Origin of the sequence: Pelagibius sp. Alg239-R121 (genome assembly GCF_947331435.1) — a bacterium.
Lineage (GTDB): Bacteria > Pseudomonadota > Alphaproteobacteria > Kiloniellales > Kiloniellaceae > Denitrobaculum.
The window spans coordinates 305,614-327,666 of the sequence record NZ_CAMZOF010000009.1; the positions used below are offsets into that span (position 1 = coordinate 305,614).

Here is a 22,053-nt window from a genome sequence, read left to right on the forward strand (position 1 = left end):
GCTATAGGTCGATAATGTAGTCGTCGACCAGATTGCCTTGACGGCGGCTGGGATACTTGCCTTCGCGGGCTGCCTCGTATTTGAAGCCCAGTTTCTTCAGAACGGTGGTCGATCTCAGGTTCTCCTGGTCGACTGTGGCGACGATGCGATTTGCGTGTAGATGATCCCGTGCATAGGTGATCAGTGGTTCAATCGCCTCAAAGACATAGCCTTTGCCCCAGTAGAGCTGGCCCAGGAAATATCCCAGGGTCCAGACGCCATTCTTGACATTGCTGTCGATCGAGACGGCACCGATCAGTTTGGCTTCGTCCCGCAGATAAATGCCAAAATGCTCGGGGGAGAGCTTCTCGTGATCCTTGCGCACCTTGAGAATCCAGTCGATGGCATCTCTTTGCTTATAGGGAAAGGGTGGGGCGATAAGCCATTGAGAAACTTGCCAGTTATTAAGAATTTCTACCAGGTCGTCCTTGTCGTCCATGGTCACTGGGCCAAGCTCGAGGCGCTTCGTTTTCATCCGCATTGATAGATGGATCCGGTAACTGCTAGCTGCTGTTCGTTTGCTTCGAGGTTTAACAGGCGGTGACCAACAGCGTCATGACGGCCTGGTGGACGGACAGGATGGCATGTGACTATCGGGTTGCGCGCAGGATCAGTTACACCGCTCCCGCCGCCGGCGCCAGTAGCAATCTTTCTCCAATGCCGTCTCTGTATTGCCGGGGCCATTTTAGAAGACAACGAGGGGGGCATTGCGGGCGCGAAACGCTGGTGCTATTTTCCGCGCGCTTCGATCCTGCCCCGGGCTCGGCCGTGCCTGGTTGTGCTTTGGCGGGATCCCCCAAAGAACGAGAACAGGACCCGTTATGGCTGTCGATAAGGACACCGTCGCGCGGATCGCCAAATTGGCGCGGATCCGCATACCCGAGGAACAGCAGGAAGCCCTGACTGGCGAGCTGACCGAAATCCTGAACTGGGTCGAGCAACTATCCGAGCTCGACACCGATGGGGTTGAACCCATGACTTCGGTTGTGGCCATGTCCCTGCCCAAGCGTGAGGATGCTGTGACGGACGGCAACTGCGCTGACAAGGTCTTGAAGAACGCGCCCGAGGGCGCTCACGGCTTTTTTGCCGTGCCGAAGGTGGTCGAATAATGTCCAAACTGACTCATCTTACCCTGACAGAAGCCAGGGATGGCCTGAGCAAAGGCGATTTTTCGGCCCGTGAGCTGACCCAGGCGCATGTAGAAGCCGTTGAGGCATGCCGTTCTTTGAACGCCTTTATCACCGAAACGCCTGATAAAGCGTTGGACGGTGCGGATGCCTCTGACAAGCGCCGCAGCAAGGGCGAAGCCGGTGTGTTGGAGGGTATTCCACTGGCAATCAAGGATCTCTTCTGTACGCAGGACGTCCTGACCACGGCGGGTTCGCACATACTTGACGGCTTCCAGCCGCAGTACGAATCGACAGTTTCCGCCAATCTCTGGGCTGCCGGGGCGGTCATGCTGGGCAAGACAAACCTGGATGAGTTCGCCATGGGCTCGTCAAACATGACCAGCTATTACGGCGGCGTGGAGAATCCATGGCGGCGCGAGGGCAGCAACGCACCTTTGGTGCCGGGCGGTTCTTCAGGTGGCTCAGCTGCGGCTGTGGCGGCACGTTGCGCCATGGGCGCGACCGGGACCGATACCGGCGGATCGATCCGCCAACCGGCGGCTTTCTGCGGTGTTGTGGGGATGAAGCCCACCTATGGACGCTGCTCGCGCTGGGGTATTGTCGCATTTGCCTCTTCCCTGGATCAGGCGGGGCCAATGACCCGTGGCGTGCGCGACGCCGCGATCATGCTGCGTGGCATGGCTGGACACGATCCGAAGGATTCCACCAGCGTCGATACGCCGGTGCCCGACTATGAAGCCGCCATGAATGGTGATGTCCGGGGGCTCAAGGTGGGAATTCCCAAGGAATACCGCATCGACGGCACGCCTGCGGAAATCGACACGGTCTGGCAGCAGGGCATCGAGTGGCTGAAGGCCGCCGGCGCCGAGATGGTCGACATCAGTCTGCCGCACACGAAATACGCGCTGCCGACCTACTATATTGTCGCGCCGGCCGAGGCTTCCTCGAATCTGGCGCGCTACGATGGCGTGCGTTACGGCCTGCGAGTGCAAGGCGATACGCTTGACGAAATGTACGAGGCGACCCGGGGCGAGGGCTTTGGCGCGGAGGTGAAGCGCCGAATCCTGATTGGTGCCTATGTGCTGTCGGCAGGGTACTACGACGCTTACTACAATAAGGCGCGGCGTATCCGTACCCTGATCGCGAACGATTTCAAGGCGGCATATGAAAAGGTTGATGTGGTCCTGACACCGACGGCGCCGAGCGCGGCTTTCGGCATGGGCGACAAGATGGACGATCCTGTCGCCATGTATTTGAACGATGTCTTCACGGTTCCAGCCAGCCTCGCAGGTCTGCCGGGGATCTCACTTCCTGCCGGACTTTCGGCCGATGGTCTGCCTCTTGGGTTGCAGCTGCTCGGCCAACCCTTCGAGGAAGGGACGCTGTTAAAGGTCGCCGAGGTGTTGGAGACCGCGGCTGAATTTGATGCCCTTCCGCAGATCATCTCGTGATCCGGCGCGGTTGAGGCAAAGAGGAAAGACGATCAGTCATGACGACAATCGAAGGTAAAACCGGTCCCTGGGAAATGGTCATTGGACTTGAGGTCCATGCCCAGGTGATTGCCGATTCGAAGCTCTTCTCTGGAGCTGCAACCACATTCGGTGCCGAGCCCAACAGCCAGGTATCGCTGGTCGATGCTGCCATGCCGGGCATGCTGCCGGTGATCAATGAGATGGCGGTCGAGCAGGCGGTCAAGACGGGTCTGGGCTTGAATGCCAAGATCAATCTCTTCTCGGAATTCGAGCGCAAGAACTACTTCTATGCCGATCTGCCGCAGGGCTATCAGATCTCGCAGTTTCTGCATCCGATTGTGGGCGAGGGGACCATCATCCTGGATCTTGAGGATGGTAAGACGCGCGAAGTCGGGATTGAACGGCTGCATCTGGAGCAGGACGCGGGCAAGAGTCTGCACGACCAGCATCCGACCCAGTCCTACATTGACCTTAATCGCTCCGGCGTCACCCTGATGGAGATCGTCTCGAAGCCGGACATGCGCTCGGCGGAAGAGGCAGGGGCCTATCTGCGCAAACTGCGTTCGATCCTGCGCTATCTGGGCACCTGTGACGGCAATATGGATGAAGGCTCGATGCGTGCCGATGTAAACCTCTCCATGCGGCGTCCAGGTGATCCCCTGGGCACGCGGACCGAGACCAAGAATGTAAACTCGATCCGGTTCGTGCAGCAGTCCATCGAACTGGAAGCCCGGCGTCAGGTTGAGATTTTGGAAGAAGGCGGCACGATTGCGCAGGAGACCCGCCTGTTCGATGCCAGCAAGGGCACCAGCCGTTCCATGCGCAGCAAGGAAGAGGCGCATGATTACCGCTACTTCCCTGATCCGGACCTCCTGCCGCTGAAGATCAAAGCGGATTGGGTAGAGTCCCTCAAGAGTGAGCTGCCCGAACTGCCGGATGCCAAGAAGCAGCGCTTTATGGATGATTTCGGCTTGCCGGTCTACGACGCCGGCGTATTAGTCGCGGATCAGGAAACTGCCGCGTTCTACGAGACGGTGGCAGAGGGTCGGGATCCGAAGCTGGTGGCCAATTGGGTCATCGGTGATTATTTCGGTGCCTTGAACAGAACCAGCGGTGCGAATCTGGGCAATGCGCCGGTCGATGCGGCGAAGTTGGGCGGTCTGATCGATCTGATTGCCGACGGCACGATCTCGGGACGTACGGCGAAAGAGGTCTTCGAAGCGATGTGGGACAGCGGCAAGGACGCGTCCACCATCGTTGAGGAAAAGGGCCTCAAGCAGATCAGCGACACGGGCGCGCTGGAAGGGATCGTCGATCAGCTCATCGCCGACAACCCGGGCCAAGTCGAGCAGTACAAGGGTGGCAACGTAAAGCTCATCGGCTGGTTCGTCGGTCAGGTGATGAAAGCGACCCAGGGCAAGGCCAACCCGGGTATGGTCAATCAGCTGTTGAAGAAGAAGCTCGATTGACCCGATGTGCGGCTTCGTAAGCATTTCGTGAAAGGCGGTACAGAGGCTTGGCTTTTTTTGCCTGCGCGGGTTATCCAGGCAGTATGACTGATTCGGATACGCGCAGGCCCGCGACCCTGGCCGCTCAAACCTTGCACAGCATCGACCCTGCAACAGGCGGTGTCGTTCCCGTAATTCAACCCTCCACGACCTTCGTGCGTGACCGGGACTACCAGCCTTTGGTCGACGGGCGGATCTATGCTCGGGATCACGCGCCAAATCCGGAACAAGCCGAAGCGCTTCTGACGCGCTTGGAAGGCGGCACGGACGCGCTGCTGTTTGCTTCCGGAATGGCCGCGGCAGCGGCGGTCGTTCAGGCACTGCGGCCAGGCGATCATATCGTCGCCCAGAATGTCATGTACTGGACGTTACGCAGTTGGATGGTTTCCTTCTGTGCGGAATGGGGGATCGGACTGGATCTTGTCGATACCAGCCAGGAAGGCGCATTTGAGGAGGCAGTTCAGACGGGTAAGACCAAACTCGTCTGGATTGAGACGCCGGCAAACCCAACCTGGGATGTTATCGACATTGCGGCCGTCGCAGAGGTGGCCCATGCAGCGGGTGCTCAACTGGTTGTGGATTCAACCGTCGTGACCCCGGTTCTGAGCCGGCCTCTCGAACTGGGTGCGGATATCGTCTTCCATTCCGCCACCAAATACCTCAACGGTCACAGCGATGTGCTCGCGGGGGCGCTGGTGACTGCGAATGAAGATCCGCTCTGGGCGCGGATCAAGGATAACCGTCTGAACGTCGGTGGTGTTCTGGGGACTTTCGAAGCCTGGCTGCTGCTGCGCGGCATGCGAACACTGTATCTGCGGGTTGAACGTTGTTGTGAAAACGCGATGGCGATCGCGAGACATTTCGACGGGCATGCGGCGATCGAAGCTGTGCTTTATCCGGGACTGGAGAGTCATCCAAGGCACGCGGTGGCGCGCAAACAGATGCCTGGCGGCTTTGGCGGGATGCTATCGCTAAGGATCAAGGGAGGGCGTGAGGCGGCACTGCGCTGCACAGCCAACTTAAACTGCTTTCAACGGGCGACATCGCTTGGCGGTGTGGAAAGTCTGGTGGAACACCGTGCGTCGGTCGAAGGACCTGACAGCCCGATTCCGGACGATATGTTGCGATTGTCGGTCGGTGTTGAAGACGTCGAGGATCTGATTTTGGATCTTGAAACGGCTTTGGCCTAAAGCCTGATCGTTTTTCACCTCATCAGTGAAAAGCGTCAATCGGCCTCGGTATCATAGAGTTAGAGGACACTGCATTCTCTTGGATGTTTCCGCCAAGAGCGATCGCCCTCTATTGGGAGCACTATGCTCCCATCCCTCCTAATGCGTCGCCGTCGATCGGGTTCGGCCCCGGCCTCGGGCGCCGCGAGAGATCTTCACGATCTCGGCAGGTTCGTTGTCTTCTCTGCCTGCCAATGCCAACAGTTCGCGCCGGCTCTGCTCTAGTCGTGCCAATTCTCTGGCGTCGTCACGATCGTAGACCTCGACACAACTCAGTTTGATTTCAACCAGGTCGATAAGTGTTTCGACCGTGCCCCTGGACAGCGCCATCAGATGCTCCTCATTCGGCATTCCATCTGACGTAACTTTGAGTGTGTCGTGCTTAAGATAGAGTGAATGGAATCGTGTTAGTTCAAACAAATTCTACGGCCTATAGCGGTTTCATATATCTATCCATAAAGCGCTATGGTTTAGCCCTTCATGTTCAGCGTTAACAGCATGATATTCCTGTAATTAATTGATAGAATTAGAAAAATACCTGAACGCTCTAAACTCCACATCGAATCTATTAACCTGGCATTCAGAAAGGCAGGCGAAGCGATAGGACCGGACACGGAACGGACTTAATCGTCACATGCCTTATTCACATTCAGCCACTGAGTTTGCTTCTGGCTGCAGGAAAGGTGCCCTGAAACGGGACACTTGTGTGAGCCAACGGTTTGCAGTGAACACTACTAGCCTGAACCGACTGAGGCAGGTTTTGCTGCAAGTTCATTCTTATTTGACAAGAGCTTCTTCCTCTGTGATTTATTATGCAAATGATAATGATTCGCGATTGCAATGTAGCGGGTCGTTAGTTATGCTTGATTCATCGAAACGTAATAACATAACATATTAACGAGAATGCTTGTGCCCAGTCCAATGGCGGGGCGCTTGTAAAACGATGCCTGAAGCGAGGTCCGATGTTAGGACCGCACTTGGGCGAGTTGTGGAAAGGAACGAAGTTGAGTTTTCAACGACAATTGCAGCATGGAACGGCCCGGACCGCGTTGGTGACGGCATCTTTGTTTGCCGTGACGCTGGGCGGATCTATCGGGGCCAAAGCAGAAGAGCCGATTGCGCTTGGAGTCGGTGGCTACATGGAGCAGTTCTTCGGTTACGCCGATAACGACACGGACCAGGATCATTTCGACCAAAAGAGCGATGCAGAAGTCGAGTTCAGCGGTGAAACCACGTTGGACAATGGCATTATGTTTGGTGCGGCAGTTGTTCTTAACGGCAATACGGACGACGAAGAGCAGATTGCTGAGAGCTTTGCTTATGTCGAAGGTGATTTCGGCCGTGCGGAGATTGGGTCGCGGGACAATGCCGCAGCCATCATGCAATACGCTGCCCCGGACGTAGGTATCGGTTTGAACGATGGTGATGTCTCTGACTGGGTCGAGAACACGACTTCATCCGATGCGGACTCAGCCTTTGAATCGACCTTTCTATTTCTGGGCGAGGACAAGGCTAACAAAATTACCTACTTCACGCCGCGATTCTCCGGCCTGCAGGTCGGGGTGTCCTACATTCCCGAGTTCGAACGCGACAACAACGCCCAGCCTTCGGAAGATCTTTATGAGAATGGCTTCGCGGTTGGAGTGAACTTTGTCGAGACTCTTGGCGATGTCGATCTGGCGCTGGCGGCTGGTTTTCTAACCGCATCGGCGCCGAATGGCGGGGATGACGACGCCGAAGGCTATAGCCTCGGGTTCAACGTTGGATACGCCGGATTTACTGTTGGAGGATCCTATGCCCATACCGAAGGCAATGCGGGCGGCGGCGGCGACACTGGGACGTCGTTCGATGGCGACGGTTATGATATCGGCGTGGCCTATGCCTGGGATTCGGCCGCTATCAGCCTCTCCTATCTGCATGGCGAGGTCGAAGGCTTGGTCGGCACAGACGGTGATGACGAAAACGACACGGTAATGCTGTCGGGGAGCTACGGTATAGGTCCCGGAATTGATGTCATCGGTTCGGTTTTCGCTGTCGACTATGCCGGGGACGCTGCCGGTAGTGACAATGAAGGCTGGGGTATCGTCACGGGTCTTGTTCTAAGCTTCTAGAGTGCAATAGCACTCAGATTCCAATGGCGATTTCACCTACTTGATCGCGTTCTGGCGCGACAAGGAAGTGGGCAAAGAGCGGGTCGGTTTGCTGGTTCCGGCCCGCTCTTGCCTATTGAGTTTCTTGTCAGGTTGTAGAGTCTTTCAGGCGAGCCGTTCCCGGATTGCCTCGGGATAAAGCGAGCGAAGGAACTTCCACTGCTCGATCTGACTCTGCCGTCCCATTCGGCGGGTGGTTTTACGCCATTGTTTAGCAGTCGTGTCTAAGGCTTCGCGGCAAGTGATTTCACCGCGTTCGGCTTGGGCAATGTTTTCACGCAACGCATCGAAGTATTCGCCCTGTCCTTGCAGATAGAGATCCGGAATACTCTTTCGCATGGATTCCTGGTGGGTTTTCAAAAACTCGGCGCTGTAGACCTCTACGATTTTAGGGTCTTCGTAATGTTCTTTACGAAAAGGATCAAAGTAGCCGCCGGCATCCTGGACCGCGACCGTCGACATTTCAGGACTGCAGGCGAAAAGTGCGAAGAGGTAAGCGATTTCAGGTTCTTTTGTCGCGCTGGAGACCGTGTAATTCCAACCCCAGTTGAAGTACGGCGTCTGGAGAAGCGCGCCCTTGACCATACCGCCCGGTGTCGGACCGAATGCGAGTTTGCCGCGCACCGCTGAATTAGGGCCATTCAGGAATTTTTGCGTCCCTCCCCAGCCGATGTTGCAAAAGATCCCGCCTTCGGCAAAGGCTTTCCAATTGTCGAACAGACCGTTCGTGCGGGCTTCTGGATAAAGATACTTCGATGCGCTGATCAGTTCGTCTAAGGCTTCTTCGCCCTCAGCGTTGTTGATTTGCGGTTCCATGTCGGCAGCGAAAGGCCAGTAGCCTTTGGCATGGAAACGTATCCACCATTCCCAGGCAATGTAGTTGGGCGTGCGGAACAGCGCGCCTCCATAAAGTTTCTCTTCCGGCCGGTGAAAAAACGCCATCATGCTGTCGAGTTCGTCCCAGGTGTCAGGTACTTTCAGCTCATAGCCGTGTTGATCGGCAAAGCGTTTCTTTTCGTCCGAATTCTCCAACCAGTCCCGATTGTAGAACATCAGATAGGCGTCGCCGTCGGTCTGGTAGCCGTAAAGGCTGTTTTTGTAGTAGTCGCCGATTGAAAACAGCGCGTCGTCCTGAAATGCATCGGGTGCATATCGAGCAGCGAGATCATCAAGATTGAGTAGAGCCCCGGCCTCAATAAGATCGGGGAGGCCAAAGGTTGCCGGCAGTGCGAGATCGAAGGTGCCTGCGCCGGAGACCGTATCGATCATCATCTGTGTGTTGATGTTGTCGACTGGAACCTCAACATAGCGAATCGCTACTCCCGTAGCCTGTGTAAAGCGGTCGCCGAGTGGCTTAATGTTTCCCAGAGAACCTTTCGGTTGCAGAATCGAAAGTTCGATATCACGCTTGGCGGCCAGCGAAGCAACTTTTTGTAAAACCGCTTCGTGAAGCTTCTCGAGGTGGAATCCGGCCTCCTGTGCATGGGGGGTCGAAACGGGAAATGTCAAAGAGGATGCCCCGACTATTGCGGCGCTCGTGCCAGTTCTTAGGAGGCGTCGGCGTGAAATACTACCAAGAGAAGAACGGGGGAGCATAATATTTCTCATAAAGCAGGTGGGATGTTTATAATAACTTACCAGAATTTTATAAATTGTTACCTTAATTTTAGTAAAATAGGCTAAATGAAGATGTGAGGGTGGCAAGCATTCAATGATTAGGAAATGGATCAAAGGACTGAGCGTCAGCGCGAGGCTGCGAATCGCCTTCTACGCCATTTCCGGTTTGTCTTTTGTTGCCGCTGTCGTTGCCTTTGCAAGTTACAGCGCGATCGAAGAGGCGCAGAAGCGAATCCTGGAGCAGGCGGTTCCGTCGATGATCGTGGCGGAACAATTGGTCGAACAAACCTTTGCGCTCACGGCCTCTACCTCCGCGCTTGCCAGCGTCGAGAACCAGAACGAACTGAGCTATCAGATCGTCAGCATCGAAGCGCTATTGACACAATTTCCCACACTCATCCGCCGTTTGAAACAGGGTGGTATTTCCACCGACGTTGTCGACGTTCTCGACAATCTGGTGGTGCAGCTGTCTGCGAACAGAATTTCGCAGGAGCGGCAAGTCTTGCAGAGAATCAACAGGCAACGGCTTCTGCATAGAAATATAGATCGGGCCTATGCTGCGACCCAGTTCATACTCGATGCGGTAGAACCGGTTGTCATCGAGTCGTCTTCGCAGTTCATCGAGGACAGCGATCTACTCCGGGAGACCTTCAGCGATCGACGTGCGTTTACGGAAGAAATCCTTGAGCTGTTCGATCGTGTTACCGGTGAGGACGTCGAACGAATCGAGCAACTCATTGAGATGCAGTTTCGTGCCGAGTCACTCTTTCACAAGCTCAATCAAACGACGCTGGAACGGGATCGTCTTCGCCTGGCCTCTTTGAAGGCCGAACTGGACCTCGATCTTCGTGCGCTGACAAGATTAACGCTGAACCTGCAAGACCTAGAGCTTCGTGCCCGGACGGCAATCCAGCTTCGTGAGCTGTCTTCGGTTGTTACGGGAGAAGAGAATATCTTTCAGTTGGGCACTGAGATCTTGGATTTGAATAGCCGTATCGCGCATCTCCATGTCGGTATTGTTGAAATCTCTGGAGCCATCAATCAACATGCAGCGGCTCTGTCGGAAGAAGCAGAACAAGCGATTGCGGATGAATCGAAAGCGGCGACAGAGGCAATTTCCTCAAGTCGCGCTCTGTTGGTTGTGATTGTCGTGATTGCTTTGATTGGATCGTCCCTGATCGTGCTTTTTCTCGTAAGCAGGCAGATCGTGCGGCGCCTGGAGTTGCTGACCAGTTCTACCCTTGCACTTGCACAGGGCGATCACAAAACACCAATTGAAGTCTATGGTCAGGACGAATTTGGCGCTTTGGCGAATGCCGTTCGCGTCTTTAAGAACAACTCGATCCTGTTGCGCGAGCAGGAGACTGAATTGAGGCGCCAAACAACAGCCCTTAAAGAGAGCGAAGAACGTTTTGCATTGGCTGCCGAGGGTTCCAGCGTAGGGATCTGGGATTGGATCAACATCAACGAAGATGAAGAGTATTGGTCACCGAACTTCTATCGTCTTCTGGGGTACGGCGTGGGTGATATCGAGCCCAGTTTCAAGTCCTTTGCATCCCTCGTACATCCCGACGACCTAGACGCGGTCGCGAGCCTCGTGCAGGCTCATTTCAAAGATGGGGTGCCATTCGATATTGAATACAGGCTCCGCCACAAAACCGGTGAATATCGCTGGTTTCAGGCCAATGGGATTGCCTCAAGAACAGAAACAGGTGAACCGGTACGTATGGTCGGCTCGATTGCCGACATCAACGAACGCAAGTTGACGGAACACAGGCTGGCGCTGCAGTCGGAAGAGCTGAAACGCTCGAACACTGAGCTCGAGCAATTTGCTTACGTCGCATCTCACGACCTGAAGGCACCATTGCGCGGTATAGATAATCTCGCAACCTGGATCGAGTCCGACATGGCATCGGTTATGAATCAGGAAAGCCGGGAAAACATGACGCTTCTTCGCGGCCGGGTCGCCCGTCTGGAAGCCTTGCTTGACGATTTGCTGAAGTTTTCCCGGGTCGGCCGAAAAGAAGAGAAAGTCGAACGCGTTGATGTGAGATCGACCATCGAAGAAGAGTTCGATCTGGTGATGCAAGACAAGGATTTCGAACTGATTCTCGAAGGTGAGTTTCCAACTTTTGTAACAGCAAAATCGCCGCTCCGGCAGATTTTCCGTAACCTCATGTCCAACGCCATCAAACATCATGATCGTGACACAGGCACAATTGCTGTCGGCGTTTCGGAGCTGGACAGCCGCTACGTTTTCTCGGTCCGGGATGACGGGCCAGGTATTGAACCGGAATTCCACGAACGTATTTTCGGCGTCTTTCAAACCCTCAAAGGCCGAGATCAGGTCGAAGGCAGCGGCATGGGGCTCGCGATTGTGCACAAGCAGCTTCGGGTCGCCGACTGCTCCATTGAAATCGAGTCCGATCCGGCGAAAGGGCGGGGGACAGGCTTTACCTTCACCTGGCCTAAGCTGTGGCAGTCGCGTTCGGATATGGCGGCTGAGTAAATTGATGAAGTATCGTGAAGCGAAGGGATCGGCGACTTACTGGGCCTATCGATTAAGCATTTGCCGAAGCCGATTTTCGCGAGGCCGGATCGCTACCTATGCTCGCTTGTTCAATTTGTTCGATTAGTATTATGATTAAAAAAACGACCCTGAAGCTTCCGGAGCGGATCAACCGCCTCGTGCCAACAATGCGAACCAAATATGACGGATAAAACTGTGACATTCCTCCTCGTAGAAGATGACGAGGTTGATGTGAAGGCCATCAAGCGATCGCTCCTCGAGCTTCGGATCGCCAACCCGCTTATCGTTGCGCGGGATGGCCGGGAGGCCCTTGAGCATCTACGCGGACAGAACGGGCGTGAAAAGATCGTGTCTCCGTTTCTGATTTTGCTCGATCTCAATATGCCGAGAATGAATGGCCTGGAGTTTCTGGCAGAGCTGCGCAGTGATCGGGAACTGAATACGTCTGTGGTGTTCGTCCTAACAACATCGAGAGATGAACGCGACCGGCTGTCAGCCTACGAGAAGCACGTTGCAGGCTATATCGTTAAGTCCAATGTCGCTGACAGCTTTGCCGAAGCGATGAAGCTGATCGATCACTACTGGCGGGTTGTCGAATTCCCCTGATCAGACTGACGTCTGATTTACGTACTGAGCTTTTATAGCTTCAGCGGAAGCGTGGTGTTTACGATCCGGCAGCAGCCATCTTGAGGCTGGGCTGCAGGTTCTCGGCCAGCCATATCTCGCAGTCACTGGCAGCCATTGGCTTGGCAATGTAAAAGCCCTGGATGTCGATCGCCGGCGTACCGCGCAGATAATCCATCTGCTGCTGGGTTTCCACGCCCTCTGCCACCACGGTCACGCCTAGGTTTCGCCCCAGGGCGATCACGGCTTCAACCACCGCGGCATCGCGCCGGTCCGTCAGCATTTCGGAGACGAAGGAACGATCGACTTTGATCTTGTTGATCGGCAATTGCCTGACATGGGCCAGCGAAGAATAGCCCGTACCGAAGTCGTCGATGGCAATTTTCACTCCCAATGCCGAAAGAGCGTGCAGCTGTTGTTCGACATCATCGACATCGTGAATCATGATTGTTTCGGTGATTTCGAGCGTCAGGCAGGATGGCCGCAATCCGGTCTGCCGTAATGTTTGACCAATTGTCTCCATTAGCCGTCCGCGCCTGAACTGAACGGCGGAGAGATTGACGGCGACGGAAATGTCACAACCGTGCAAGGCGGACCATTCGGCGGTCTTTGTGCAGGCTTCGTGAAGAATCCATTCCGACAAGGGGGTAATCAGGCCCGTGGACTCGGCCGTGGGAATGAAATCGATCGGGGCTATCCGGCCTCTCTCGGGATGTTGCCAGCGCACCAGAGCCTCTACGCCCGTCACCTTGCCGGATGAAGCTTCTACCTGCGGCTGGTACTCCAGGAAGAACTGTTTCTGTTCGAGGGCGATGGTGAGTTCTTTTTTGAGGACGGTGAATGTCCGCATCTGGATGTCCAGCGCCGAGTCGAAGAAATAGCAAATGCCGCGACCGGCATCCTTGGCCTTATAGAGAGCGGCATCGGCATTCTTAAGCAAGACATCGACGTTGTTGCAATCCTGGTTCAGGAGTGCAATCCCGACGGATGTGCTCGTGTTGATTTCGTGCCCCTCGATCTGGAAGGGGGCAGCCAAAGCGTCGATCACGTGCTGCGCAACGATGGCAGCGTCGTTGGAGCACTGCAGGTTCGTTGCGATGATGGCAAACTCATCGCCGCCAAGCCGGGCAACCGTGTCGGTCTTGCGCGTACAACGCATCAGGCGCTCTGCAACCTGTATGAGGAGCAGGTCGCCAATCGGGTGCCCCAGTGTGTCGTTTACTGATTTGAAGCGGTCGAGGTCCAGGAAGAGTAGCGCCAGTTCCTTATCACTGCGCTGTGAGTGGGCAATCATGGTTTCGAGCTGCGTCATGAAGAGAGACCGGTTCGGCAATCCGGTCAGCAGGTCTTGTTGAGCAAGGTTCCTGTGTTTTTGCTCACTTTCTTCAGCACGCTTGAGGGCTGTCCGAAGTTTCTCCTGGGTTGCCGAGAGATCGCTTGCGAGCTTTGCATGCATTTCCGATTGTCGTTCGACGACCTCTTTTGCCGCCTTAATGGCGCTGGTCTCTTTCCGAAGCTCTTCTTTCTTGTTTGCCATGGAGATCGCGTAGCGGATAGAGCGTTCAAGCTTGGCGGCACTGATGTCGGATTTTACCAGATAGTCGGAGGCGCCGGCGTGGGTTGCCGCGACATCCACTTCCCGGTCGTCGTGTCCGGTCAGGAATATGAAGACATTGGGTTTGCCGTCGCGGTTACAGCTCTCAATCAGTTCCAGGCCGGTTCTGCCGCCGAGGAAGTAGTCGATGAGATAGACGTCGTAACTGTCGGCACGTAGAGCCTCTGCAGCTTCATTCCAGTCACAGGTCCATCCGAGCCTTAACTCGTCACCGAAGATTTCGAGTAACATCCTGCGGGTTGCGCGGAAATCGACCTCATCATCGTCGATGATCAGAATGTTCGGAATCAATGCGTCCGAAGGAGTTTGCTGTAGCTCGGTTAGTTGAGAGAGAGGCATTATATGGTGCCGTGGAATGATCTGTTGGTTGCCAGTACTCCATTATCTGTAACATTTGTGTATAAATTATTGACCCTATTCGAAGTAGTATAATTTCTAATAGAAGTTCCAATGTAAGAATCTAGGCGGAGACTGTATTGCGCTGTTTCGATGATTGTTTTTCTTGAAACAACATGGGTGAGCTATTCAGTCCGTACATATCGCAGGTCAGAGGTAAAGGCCCACTTTCAGAGTGTTTTTATAGCATTGGCTGCTCTCGAAGCGCGGGCCGGTCCTTTGAACTCTGTCATGCCTGCGATGAGTTACTCTCCAAAGTCCGAAGCTTTCGGCAATCAAAGCTTCATTCGGCAATTTGAAGTGTATGAGACGTCCTCGGAGGCTTGGTCACTCGTTCCCCGGGACCTTATATCCTCCGTTCATCCGCCGCCGCCTGATCTCATAGGAGCGTTCCAACTCTTCCGCGATGTATTTCGCCGCCACGCGATACCCCGTATCGGGATCCTGGCCTTTGACCCTGATCAGGACTTTCGAGCGCTTTAAGGCTTGAGCGATTTTGGCGGAAATCTCATCGAACATCTCAGGAGATTAGAATAAGAACAAAAGAAGAACAATATGGATTTATCCCGAGAATCGCGTAGACTGTTGATATGTGTGGACGTTACGGAATTGCTCGTTTGACCTGGAAAGAGGTCGTCGACGCCCTGGAGTTGACGGGATTGACGGCACCGGCATTCGATCTTGAGCCCCGCTACAACATTGCGCCCACTCAGCTTGCTCCGGTGGTACTCAGCGACCGCCACGAGCATCGCTGTGCCATGGCCCGATTTGGCCTGGTGCCCGAGTGGTTCAATAAACCGTTGGAAGAATTGAAGTTTGCGACCTTCAACGCGAAGTCGGAAGAAATCATGGAAAAGGCCAGCTATCGCGGGCCGCTGAAGTCGCAACGCTGTCTGATCCCGGTTCGGTTTTTTTATGAGTGGCAGGGCAAGGGGAAACCCTGGCTGATTTCGCAGGTGGACGACCGCTTGTTCTTCATGGCGGGTCTCTGGACCGCCTGGCGCGGATTTTCAAAGGGGCAGGCGGTTGATTTCTACAGCTTTACGATCCTGACCACGGTTGCCAACGACGCGATGGCCGATATCTACAAGCGTATGCCGGTCATTCTGCCGCCTGAGGACTATGCGACCTGGCTGATGGCGGATGTTCCCGACGCGCTGCGTGTGATCGGCCAATATCCAAGTCAACTGCTCACTTTGCATCGAGTCGGTCCTGATGTGGGCAACGTACGCAATGAGGGGCCGCAGCTTGCCGAACCTATGACGGGAACCTTGATTTAGCCGATTGGTCAGTGTTGCGGCGTATCGTCTTTCCGGCCGATCTTCGCAGAGGTCGATTTTTCGATTTACATCGCCCTGCAAAAACCATAGATATTCAGCCGCTTCGCGCGAACGGAGAGATGGCCGAGTGGCTGAAGGCGCTCCCCTGCTAAGGGAGTATACGTTAATCGCGTATCGAGGGTTCGAATCCCTCTCTCTCCGCCACAGACTTTTCCACACAATACCACTGACATTCACCAAATCGCCAGAAACCCTGGAAAACAATTCCAGGGAATTCCACGACTGTCCATTGCATCCCACCCAAAACCAATTATATCTTGTGGGTAAAAACATGGGTAGGATGGGATGGCGCACGAGATCAATCGTCTTACAGACCGAAAGGTCAAAGCAGCGAAAGAGCCAGGCCTAATTGCTGATGGGGGAGGGCTGTACCTCCAGATCAGCAAGAGCGGCAGTAAATCGTGGCTGTTTCGATTCTCCCTCAACAATCGAGCTCGAGAAATGGGCTTGGGAGGATATCGAACAGTATCGCTTGCTGAGGCGCGCGACGAGGCACTGGCCAACAGGAAGCTACTTCGAGAGGGATTAGACCCCATTGAAGTTAGAAAGGCCAGGCGACTTTCTGACAAGGCAGCCCAGCGCAAAGCGACAACATTCAAGCAATGTACCGAACAGTTTCTTGTCGCCAACGAATCCTCATGGAAGAACTCAAAACACCGGCAACAGTGGGGAAACACCCTAAAGACTTACGCTGATCCTCATTTCGGTGATCTGGATGTCGCCGCCGTCAATACAACTCTTGTGCTCGCGGCCCTGGAGCCGATCTGGACTACAAAGGCAGAAACAGCCTCAAGGCTTAGAGGACGTATAGAGCGGGTCCTCGACTTCGCCACGGTACGCGGACACCGGACAGGAGAGAATCCGGCACGTTGGCGAGGGCATCTGGATCAGGTCTTGCCCAAGTCGAGCCGAGTCAAAACTGTCGTTCATCACCCGGCCTTACCATACGACCGCATGTACGAATTCATGTCGAAACTGCGTCGGCGCGAGGAGGTGTCAGCTAGGGCATTAGAGTTTCTGATACTGACCGCAGCGCGAACGACTGAATGCCTTGAGGTCACCCGCGAAGAAATCGATATGCAAGAGGCGATTTGGACTGTTCCAAAAGAACGGATGAAATCGAAAGCCGAGCATAGGGTTCCGCTGGTGCCGGCGGCCTTGGAAGTCATCAGATCTATGCCAGTGATCGATAATAGCCTCTATGTCTTCCCCGGCCAGAGACCCAGGCGCCCATTATCAAACATGGCTTTCTTGAAGTTGTTGGAGCGAATTGGGTACGGCCAATTCACCAGTCATGGCTTCCGAAGCAGCTTCCGCGACTATGTAGCCGACCGTACCAACTTTGCACCCGAACTGGCGGAGATGTGTCTGGCTCATGTGGTCGGGAATGCAGCCTCGCGTGCGTATCGGCGCTCTGACGTGCTGGCAAAACGCCGTAAGGTCATGGAGGCCTGGGCGAGCTATATCTCCAATCCTCCACGCAGTTCCGAGAATGTGGTGAAGCTTCGGGCGGAGCTGACATGACCGCAGTTGAAATGAGTAACGCGAAGCTGATGGACTTGGGCTATCCGCTCAATCCAGTGGGAGTTAGTTTTAATCTCCTGGCGTATATCTGTTGGCCGAATGAGGAACAGGCTCATGAAAGGGTAAAGCTCAAAAGATCTTTGATCTTAAGATTTCTTGCCACTGAACAGCAGTCAATTAGACCCGGACAAAGTCGTGATAAAGTGGTGTTGGATCTCGCAAAGACGCTATCTGAGCTGCCTCAGTCACCGGAGGATATGGACGTAGCTCTGGCAAAGATAATTGATCAAGCAGTCGGTGTTGATGATGGTCGTCTCTGGCAAGCATTGAACGCCGGATATTTGCTTTATCAAGTGCTTGCTATGCACTTGACTCCGAACTTAGATCTTACGAACGGAGCGAGTGTTGCAAAGGCACGGACATTAGCGATAGCCGAGACGAAATACGCGTGGCTGAAATCAAGTCAGAGTTCACTTGAATCATTGTGGAGCGAATTCAAACCTGTCGCCCACTTAGCTGCAGCCATATTTTTTAGAGCGTATCGGTCAACCGAACTAAAAGATCCAGACTGGCTGATAACCATCTATGACACTCCAGACATAACAGCAAACTTGTCGCTATCGTTTTTGCTGTTCGCAAAGAGCTTTGTACCTCATTCGAATAAGACAATGCTCTTTCACGATGTTGAGTCATTGCTGCCACCTATCTGGTTGGCGGGGAAACCATGTGGCATCGAAATACCTAACTTGCTTCCTCACGAAGTGGCGGCATTGTCTGTCCACAAAAGCAAAATAAAATAATGCATTAATTCAATTAGTTAAACCCACTCGACGCTACGTTGAACCCGTCCAGAGCACCTCTGGGTGGGTTTTTTTTGTGCCCAAGTTCGCTCAACTTCACTGCATCACATCAACGGCCACTGGTTACCGCAGGCAGCGATAGCTAGCAGGCAAATGCAGTGAGGAAAGATAATTGTCCGAACCATATGTTGAGCGGCGCGCTCATACCATCGCGCAGATTCAGACCATGTTTAACGCTTCACAAAGTGGCGTTTACAATTGGTTGAACGACCCCGACGAGGCCCGTCGGCTAAAGTCATTCAGGATTGGCACTAAGCGCCTTGTTGACGCTCGTGACCTCGAAGATTGGCTTGCAGCTCGCAAGGCCGAATCCCAAGCAGCCTAATCCCAAAAGCAAACCCCCGCCTCTCACCGGCGGGGGCCGCAACGTCATGTGTGCTTGGTAGGCGCACTCCCCAAGAAGAGGAATAAGCCAAATGTATAGAGAATCCCTCAAAAGTTCAACCGCCGTCCCAGCGCCCGCATCTGGTCCAGTTCGCCGAGGCGACTGCCGAGACATGGTCGCGTTGGAGCAAGACCCTAGCTTTCGCGGCCCGGTCTGTCGGATGATCAGAAACCACGACGAGCGGGCGATCGTTGCAGCGTTCGCCCAGGTCGCGGTTGAGCTTGGTTGCGAAGACCGGCTGCGCGAGATCTTCCAAGACTACAACCGCCTTGACCCTGCGGTCATACGAGCGCTGGGCGCCGACAGGTATCCAACCATTTTGCGGGAGGTTCGCTGATGATGACCGCAAGGCAGATCACGACCGCCCTTAAAGGCCGCTGGATGTCCGGCTACGGTTCCGCCTGCTGCATTGCTCCAGGGCACGACGACAAGCGCCCGAGCATGAAGGTATGGGATAGCGAGGACGGTCCGAGATTCGAATGTTATTCGGGCTGTGACTGGCGCGATCTCAAGGACGAAGCGCGCGCCCGTGGCTTCCTGCCGGAGCGTGACGGGCCTTCCGAGCCTCAAGAGGACAGAGAGCGACGTTTGGTCCAGCTGCGGGCTGACGAGGCCCTGCGGGAAGCTGAGGAGCGGCGCAAGGCCGAATACATCCAAGAGATTATCAAGTCCTCTACCCCGCTCGCGGACACTATTGGCGAAATCTACTTGCGGGAACGCGGTCTCCGTCCGCCATGGCCAGGAAGCTTGCGCTACCACGGTGGCCTGAAGCACCGAGCAACCGGCATGCTGTTGCCATGCCTGATCGGGTGCATTCGCATCTGGCCGGACAAGCAGGTGTCCGGTATCACCCGCATTTTCTTGACCGCTGACGGCAAGCGGAAAGCACCAGTCTCCGACAATAAGTTGAGTTTGGGCCGCTGCGCTGGCGGTGCGGTGTGGCTGGCACCATGGGATGCCGAAGAACTCGCCGTTAGCGAAGGCGTTGAAGATGCTCTGACAGTCCTGCAGGAAACCGGAATGCCTGCAGCAGCCTGTTGCGGCACGTCTGGTCTTCAAGGCTTGCGCCTGCCCGATACGGTGAGGTCAGTAGTAATCGCTGCCGACAACGATGAGCCCGGCCAGAAGGTCGCCGGCATCGCAGCAGCCAGGTTCCGAAAGGAAGGTCGCCAAGTCCGTATCGCGACACCGGAGGGGGCGAAGGACTTCAACGCGGCTCTCATGGACCAGATAGCCCGCTCGCAGCAGGGAGGGCAGGCCCATGCATGATATCGGAGGCGAAGACGACAACATCGTCAAAGCGGCTTTTGATAATGCCCAGACGATAACCGAGAGCCCCGCTGAGGCGGTCGAACGCCTGGCACAGCTTCCAATCATGGAATACGAGGCTGTCCGCAGCAAAGAAGCGAAGGCCCTCGGGGTGCGGGCTTCTGTCCTTGATGATGAAGTGAGGAAAGCCCGGCCACAGAACCACACTACCGGTGACAGCCAGGTCGACGATCTCGGCTTGTTCAATCCAGAGCCCTGCGAGTATCCGGTTGATGGTGTCGATTTGCTCGACCGCATTACCGGCGCGATCCGTCGATATGTCGTCATGCCTGCCTTTACGGCAGAAGCGACTGCACTTTGGATTGTTCACTGCCACTGCTTCGAGAACTGGCAACACACGCCGCGTTTATCGGTCGGAGCGCCAGAAAAAGGCTGCGGGAAAAGCACGTTGCTTGACGTGATCGAACCTATGGCGCCGAGAGCGGTGAAGTCCGAAAGTCTTTCCACAGCGGTCATGTTCCGGCTGATCGATTCCAGGCAACCGACACTGCTGATCGATGAGGCGGACACGTTCATCAAGGAAAACGAAGAGCTTCGTGGCTGCATCAACGCTGGTTTCGCCAAGGGCGGTCGACACATGCGCTGTATCGGCGATGACCATGAGGTCAAAGGGTTCAAGACCTACGCCCCCGTCGCCCTAGCAGGTATTGGTAACCTTCCCGGCACTATTGAGGACCGTTCCATCAAGATCACGCTGCAACGGCGCAAGATCGATGAGTATGCCGAGAACTTCCGATCTGATCGTGTCGACCACCTGCGGGAAATCGCCTGTGAGATAAAGCGCTGGACCGTGGACAACGAGCAATTGCTACGAGAGACCGAGCCCGAAATGCCTCAGAGTGTTGTCAACCGAGCAGCGGATGTATGGCGCCCATTGTTAGCCATTGCGGATGTGGCGGGCGGTGGATGGCCTGCAGTAGCCCGACAAGCTGCCGTGCATCTATCGGGTATCGATGAGGACAGTTCTATCCGGGTGATGTTGCTGTCCGATATCCGCTGCTCGTTCGCGAGCCGCAACGCCGATGTGCTTTCTTCCGCAGAATTGTGTGACGAGCTTGCACAGTTGGAGGCCCGCCCATGGTGCGAGTGGCGGCAAGGCAAGCCGATGACACAGCCGCAACTGGCTCGGCAGTTGGCTAAGTTCGGAATCGCACCGGGAACCGTCCGAACCGGCGGTGCAACACCCAAGGGATACAAGCTGTCAAAGTTCCGAGAAGTGTTCTCTCGCTATCTACCCCCTGTTCTAGCCGCCACACCGCCACAACCCAACGATACTGCGGGTTACAGCGATTTTGGAGCCGCCACACAATCGGATTTGTGGCGGCAAGAAAACCCCGAAAACTCCAGTGTTCCTGCGGGTTGTGGCGGTGTGGCGCTTAGAAAGGGGGGTACAGGGCATAATAGCCATGTTTCAGCTTCTGACAGTCCAAAATCCTGTGTTCAGTGTGGCGGCACAATACCAGTCGATAGCGAGCCGATTCCGGCATCTGGCGGCAACTGGCTGCATGCAGACGGTGCCTGCTACGACCAATACCTCGCGGTTGGTCGACCAGGGGGTTCGGCATGAGAACCGCAGCCATGCAAGCGCCCCAGGTGCCGCGAGAATGGTCATGGGGCGTCGAGCGCCTCCTGAGTCAACCGGAACCGTTGCCTCTATCTGACGGTCGCTGGAAGCAAGCCCAGGAGGACGCTGCGGACTTCCTTCAGACCTGGGGCGAACAAGCGTTCCTCCTCGGCTGGGGCGTTTTGCCACTGTTCGGCGTGTCGCCCGATGCGCCGGAACCACGTGTTGATCAGGCCGGCCTTTGCTGGCTGCTTCGTGGCGACCGCGTGGTGGCTCTCACCGAACATGCCGCAATTATCGAGATCCGAAACGGCGCACGTCAAAGTTTCCCGAGCCGCGTTCGGCCTGGCCAAATACCGTTGTGGACTTTGGGTTTTGTCGTGAAGCGGCAACAACAGGAGGCGCAGTAGACTCATGGTCAACGACACATCAGAACGCTTACTCAGGCTCCGCACACGCCTTTCGGAGTCGGTCAACAGCCAGATCCTGCGGCTATCGAACTTTCCGCCCGATGATCTGATCAGCCCAGCCGAGACGGCCATGATTGCGGATACCCGCGCGTCGCTGGAAGCGGTGGACGAGATGATCGCGAACCTCGAAGCGGAGGAGGCAGCGCGTGGATAAGCCGACCGATCCGCAAGAGCCGACCGGCTGTCGTTGGATTGACGGCCACCCCGGCCAAGGCCATTGGCGATACTGCCAACAACCGCAGCAACGAAAGAGCGCGTTCTGTTCGGAACA

21 protein-coding genes and 1 tRNA gene are annotated in these 22,053 nt (G+C 55.3%); 16 read left to right on the forward strand and 6 right to left on the reverse strand.

Annotation, left to right across the window (positions count from 1 at the left end; all coding sequences use genetic code 11):
• Position 1: 1 nt before the first annotated feature.
• Positions 2-520, reverse strand: a complete 519-nt coding sequence (locus QMZ18_RS28000; protein ID WP_282609693.1) for a GNAT family N-acetyltransferase — start codon at positions 518-520, stop codon at positions 2-4.
• Between the two features lie 340 nt (positions 521-860).
• On the opposite strand from QMZ18_RS28000, the gene gatC reads away from it, so the two are divergent.
• The 4 genes from gatC to QMZ18_RS28020 all read left to right on the forward strand — a co-directional run bounded on the left by gatC (position 861) and on the right by QMZ18_RS28020 (position 5,339).
• Positions 861-1,148, forward strand: a complete 288-nt coding sequence (gatC, locus tag QMZ18_RS28005; RefSeq protein WP_282609694.1) for an Asp-tRNA(Asn)/Glu-tRNA(Gln) amidotransferase subunit GatC — start codon at positions 861-863, stop codon at positions 1,146-1,148.
• Positions 1,148-2,620, forward strand: a complete 1,473-nt coding sequence (gatA, locus tag QMZ18_RS28010; protein WP_282609695.1) for an Asp-tRNA(Asn)/Glu-tRNA(Gln) amidotransferase subunit GatA — start codon at positions 1,148-1,150, stop codon at positions 2,618-2,620. Before gatC ends, gatA begins: the two co-directional genes overlap by 1 nt.
• 38 nt (positions 2,621-2,658) lie before the next feature.
• Positions 2,659-4,110 carry an Asp-tRNA(Asn)/Glu-tRNA(Gln) amidotransferase subunit GatB gene (gene gatB, locus QMZ18_RS28015; RefSeq protein ID WP_282609696.1) on the forward strand — a complete coding sequence of 484 codons (1,452 nt, stop codon included), beginning with the start codon at positions 2,659-2,661 and terminating at the stop codon, positions 4,108-4,110.
• A gap of 83 nt (positions 4,111-4,193) precedes the next feature.
• Positions 4,194-5,339 (forward strand): PLP-dependent aspartate aminotransferase family protein, encoded by a 1,146-nt coding sequence (locus QMZ18_RS28020; RefSeq protein ID WP_282609697.1) that lies wholly within the window; start codon positions 4,194-4,196, stop codon positions 5,337-5,339.
• Between the two features lie 138 nt (positions 5,340-5,477).
• On the opposite strand, the gene QMZ18_RS28025 is transcribed toward QMZ18_RS28020, so the two are convergent.
• Positions 5,478-5,708 carry a hypothetical protein gene (locus QMZ18_RS28025; RefSeq protein WP_282609698.1) on the reverse strand — a complete coding sequence of 77 codons (231 nt, stop codon included), beginning with the start codon at positions 5,706-5,708 and terminating at the stop codon, positions 5,478-5,480.
• A gap of 674 nt (positions 5,709-6,382) precedes the next feature.
• Between QMZ18_RS28025 and QMZ18_RS28030 the strand changes: the two genes are divergently transcribed.
• Entirely contained in the window at positions 6,383-7,489 is a 1,107-nt protein-coding gene (locus tag QMZ18_RS28030; RefSeq protein ID WP_282609699.1) for a porin, read from the forward strand.
• 144 nt (positions 7,490-7,633) lie between these two features.
• On the opposite strand, the gene QMZ18_RS28035 is transcribed toward QMZ18_RS28030, so the two are convergent.
• Positions 7,634-9,259 carry an extracellular solute-binding protein gene (locus QMZ18_RS28035; RefSeq protein ID WP_282609700.1) on the reverse strand — a complete coding sequence of 542 codons (1,626 nt, stop codon included), beginning with the start codon at positions 9,257-9,259 and terminating at the stop codon, positions 7,634-7,636.
• Here QMZ18_RS28035 and QMZ18_RS28040 point away from each other — a divergent pair.
• Both QMZ18_RS28040 and QMZ18_RS28045 read left to right on the forward strand, forming a co-directional pair.
• The gene (locus tag QMZ18_RS28040; RefSeq protein WP_282609701.1) at positions 9,240-11,654 is read left to right on the forward strand and encodes a PAS domain-containing protein; all 2,415 of its coding nucleotides are present in this window, start codon (positions 9,240-9,242) and stop codon (positions 11,652-11,654) included. The two genes, QMZ18_RS28035 and QMZ18_RS28040, sit on opposite strands and share 20 nt — an antisense overlap.
• Positions 11,655-11,855: 201 nt before the next feature.
• Complete coding sequence (locus tag QMZ18_RS28045) at positions 11,856-12,281, forward strand: response regulator (protein WP_282609702.1); 426 nt, start codon at positions 11,856-11,858, stop codon at positions 12,279-12,281.
• Between the two features lie 58 nt (positions 12,282-12,339).
• On the opposite strand, the gene QMZ18_RS28050 is transcribed toward QMZ18_RS28045, so the two are convergent.
• Together QMZ18_RS28050 and QMZ18_RS28055 are read right to left on the reverse strand one after the other, a co-directional pair.
• The gene (locus QMZ18_RS28050) at positions 12,340-14,253 is read right to left on the reverse strand and encodes a bifunctional diguanylate cyclase/phosphodiesterase (RefSeq protein WP_282609703.1); all 1,914 of its coding nucleotides are present in this window, start codon (positions 14,251-14,253) and stop codon (positions 12,340-12,342) included.
• Positions 14,254-14,637: 384 nt separating this feature from the next.
• On the reverse strand, positions 14,638-14,829 hold the full coding sequence (locus QMZ18_RS28055) for a hypothetical protein (protein WP_282609704.1): 192 nt from the start codon (positions 14,827-14,829) through the stop codon (positions 14,638-14,640).
• Between the two features lie 71 nt (positions 14,830-14,900).
• On the opposite strand from QMZ18_RS28055, the gene QMZ18_RS28060 reads away from it, so the two are divergent.
• The 5 genes from QMZ18_RS28060 to QMZ18_RS37125 all read left to right on the forward strand — a co-directional run bounded on the left by QMZ18_RS28060 (position 14,901) and on the right by QMZ18_RS37125 (position 18,359).
• Positions 14,901-15,590, forward strand: coding sequence for an SOS response-associated peptidase (locus QMZ18_RS28060; RefSeq protein WP_282609705.1), 690 nt, complete (start codon positions 14,901-14,903; stop codon positions 15,588-15,590).
• Positions 15,591-15,703: 113 nt separating this feature from the next.
• Positions 15,704-15,794 (forward strand) — tRNA-Ser (locus QMZ18_RS28065).
• 141 nt (positions 15,795-15,935) lie between these two features.
• Positions 15,936-17,174, forward strand: coding sequence for an integrase arm-type DNA-binding domain-containing protein (locus QMZ18_RS28070; protein ID WP_282609706.1), 1,239 nt, complete (start codon positions 15,936-15,938; stop codon positions 17,172-17,174).
• Positions 17,171-17,974 carry a hypothetical protein gene (locus tag QMZ18_RS28075; protein ID WP_282609707.1) on the forward strand — a complete coding sequence of 268 codons (804 nt, stop codon included), beginning with the start codon at positions 17,171-17,173 and terminating at the stop codon, positions 17,972-17,974. Before QMZ18_RS28070 ends, QMZ18_RS28075 begins: the two co-directional genes overlap by 4 nt.
• Positions 17,975-18,146: 172 nt before the next feature.
• Positions 18,147-18,359, forward strand: a complete 213-nt coding sequence (locus tag QMZ18_RS37125; protein WP_367575963.1) for a helix-turn-helix domain-containing protein — start codon at positions 18,147-18,149, stop codon at positions 18,357-18,359.
• 115 nt (positions 18,360-18,474) lie between these two features.
• Here QMZ18_RS37125 and QMZ18_RS28080 read toward each other — a convergent pair whose 3' ends face one another.
• Complete coding sequence (locus tag QMZ18_RS28080; protein WP_282609708.1) at positions 18,475-18,675, reverse strand: hypothetical protein; 201 nt, start codon at positions 18,673-18,675, stop codon at positions 18,475-18,477.
• A gap of 80 nt (positions 18,676-18,755) precedes the next feature.
• Here QMZ18_RS28080 and QMZ18_RS28085 point away from each other — a divergent pair, with 80 nt between their 5' ends.
• Genes QMZ18_RS28085 through QMZ18_RS28100 form a run of 4 tightly spaced genes read left to right on the forward strand, consistent with a single transcriptional unit; the run spans position 18,756 to position 21,936 of the window.
• The gene (locus tag QMZ18_RS28085) at positions 18,756-19,688 is read left to right on the forward strand and encodes a toprim domain-containing protein (RefSeq protein WP_282609709.1); all 933 of its coding nucleotides are present in this window, start codon (positions 18,756-18,758) and stop codon (positions 19,686-19,688) included.
• Positions 19,681-21,315 (forward strand): DUF3631 domain-containing protein, encoded by a 1,635-nt coding sequence (locus QMZ18_RS28090; RefSeq protein ID WP_282609710.1) that lies wholly within the window; start codon positions 19,681-19,683, stop codon positions 21,313-21,315. Before QMZ18_RS28085 ends, QMZ18_RS28090 begins: the two co-directional genes overlap by 8 nt.
• On the forward strand, positions 21,312-21,722 hold the full coding sequence (locus QMZ18_RS28095; protein ID WP_282609711.1) for a hypothetical protein: 411 nt from the start codon (positions 21,312-21,314) through the stop codon (positions 21,720-21,722). Before QMZ18_RS28090 ends, QMZ18_RS28095 begins: the two co-directional genes overlap by 4 nt.
• A gap of 4 nt (positions 21,723-21,726) precedes the next feature.
• A complete protein-coding gene (locus QMZ18_RS28100) occupies positions 21,727-21,936 on the forward strand; it encodes a hypothetical protein (protein WP_282609712.1) in 210 nt (69 codons plus the stop codon).
• The last annotated feature ends 117 nt before the right edge of the window (positions 21,937-22,053 follow it).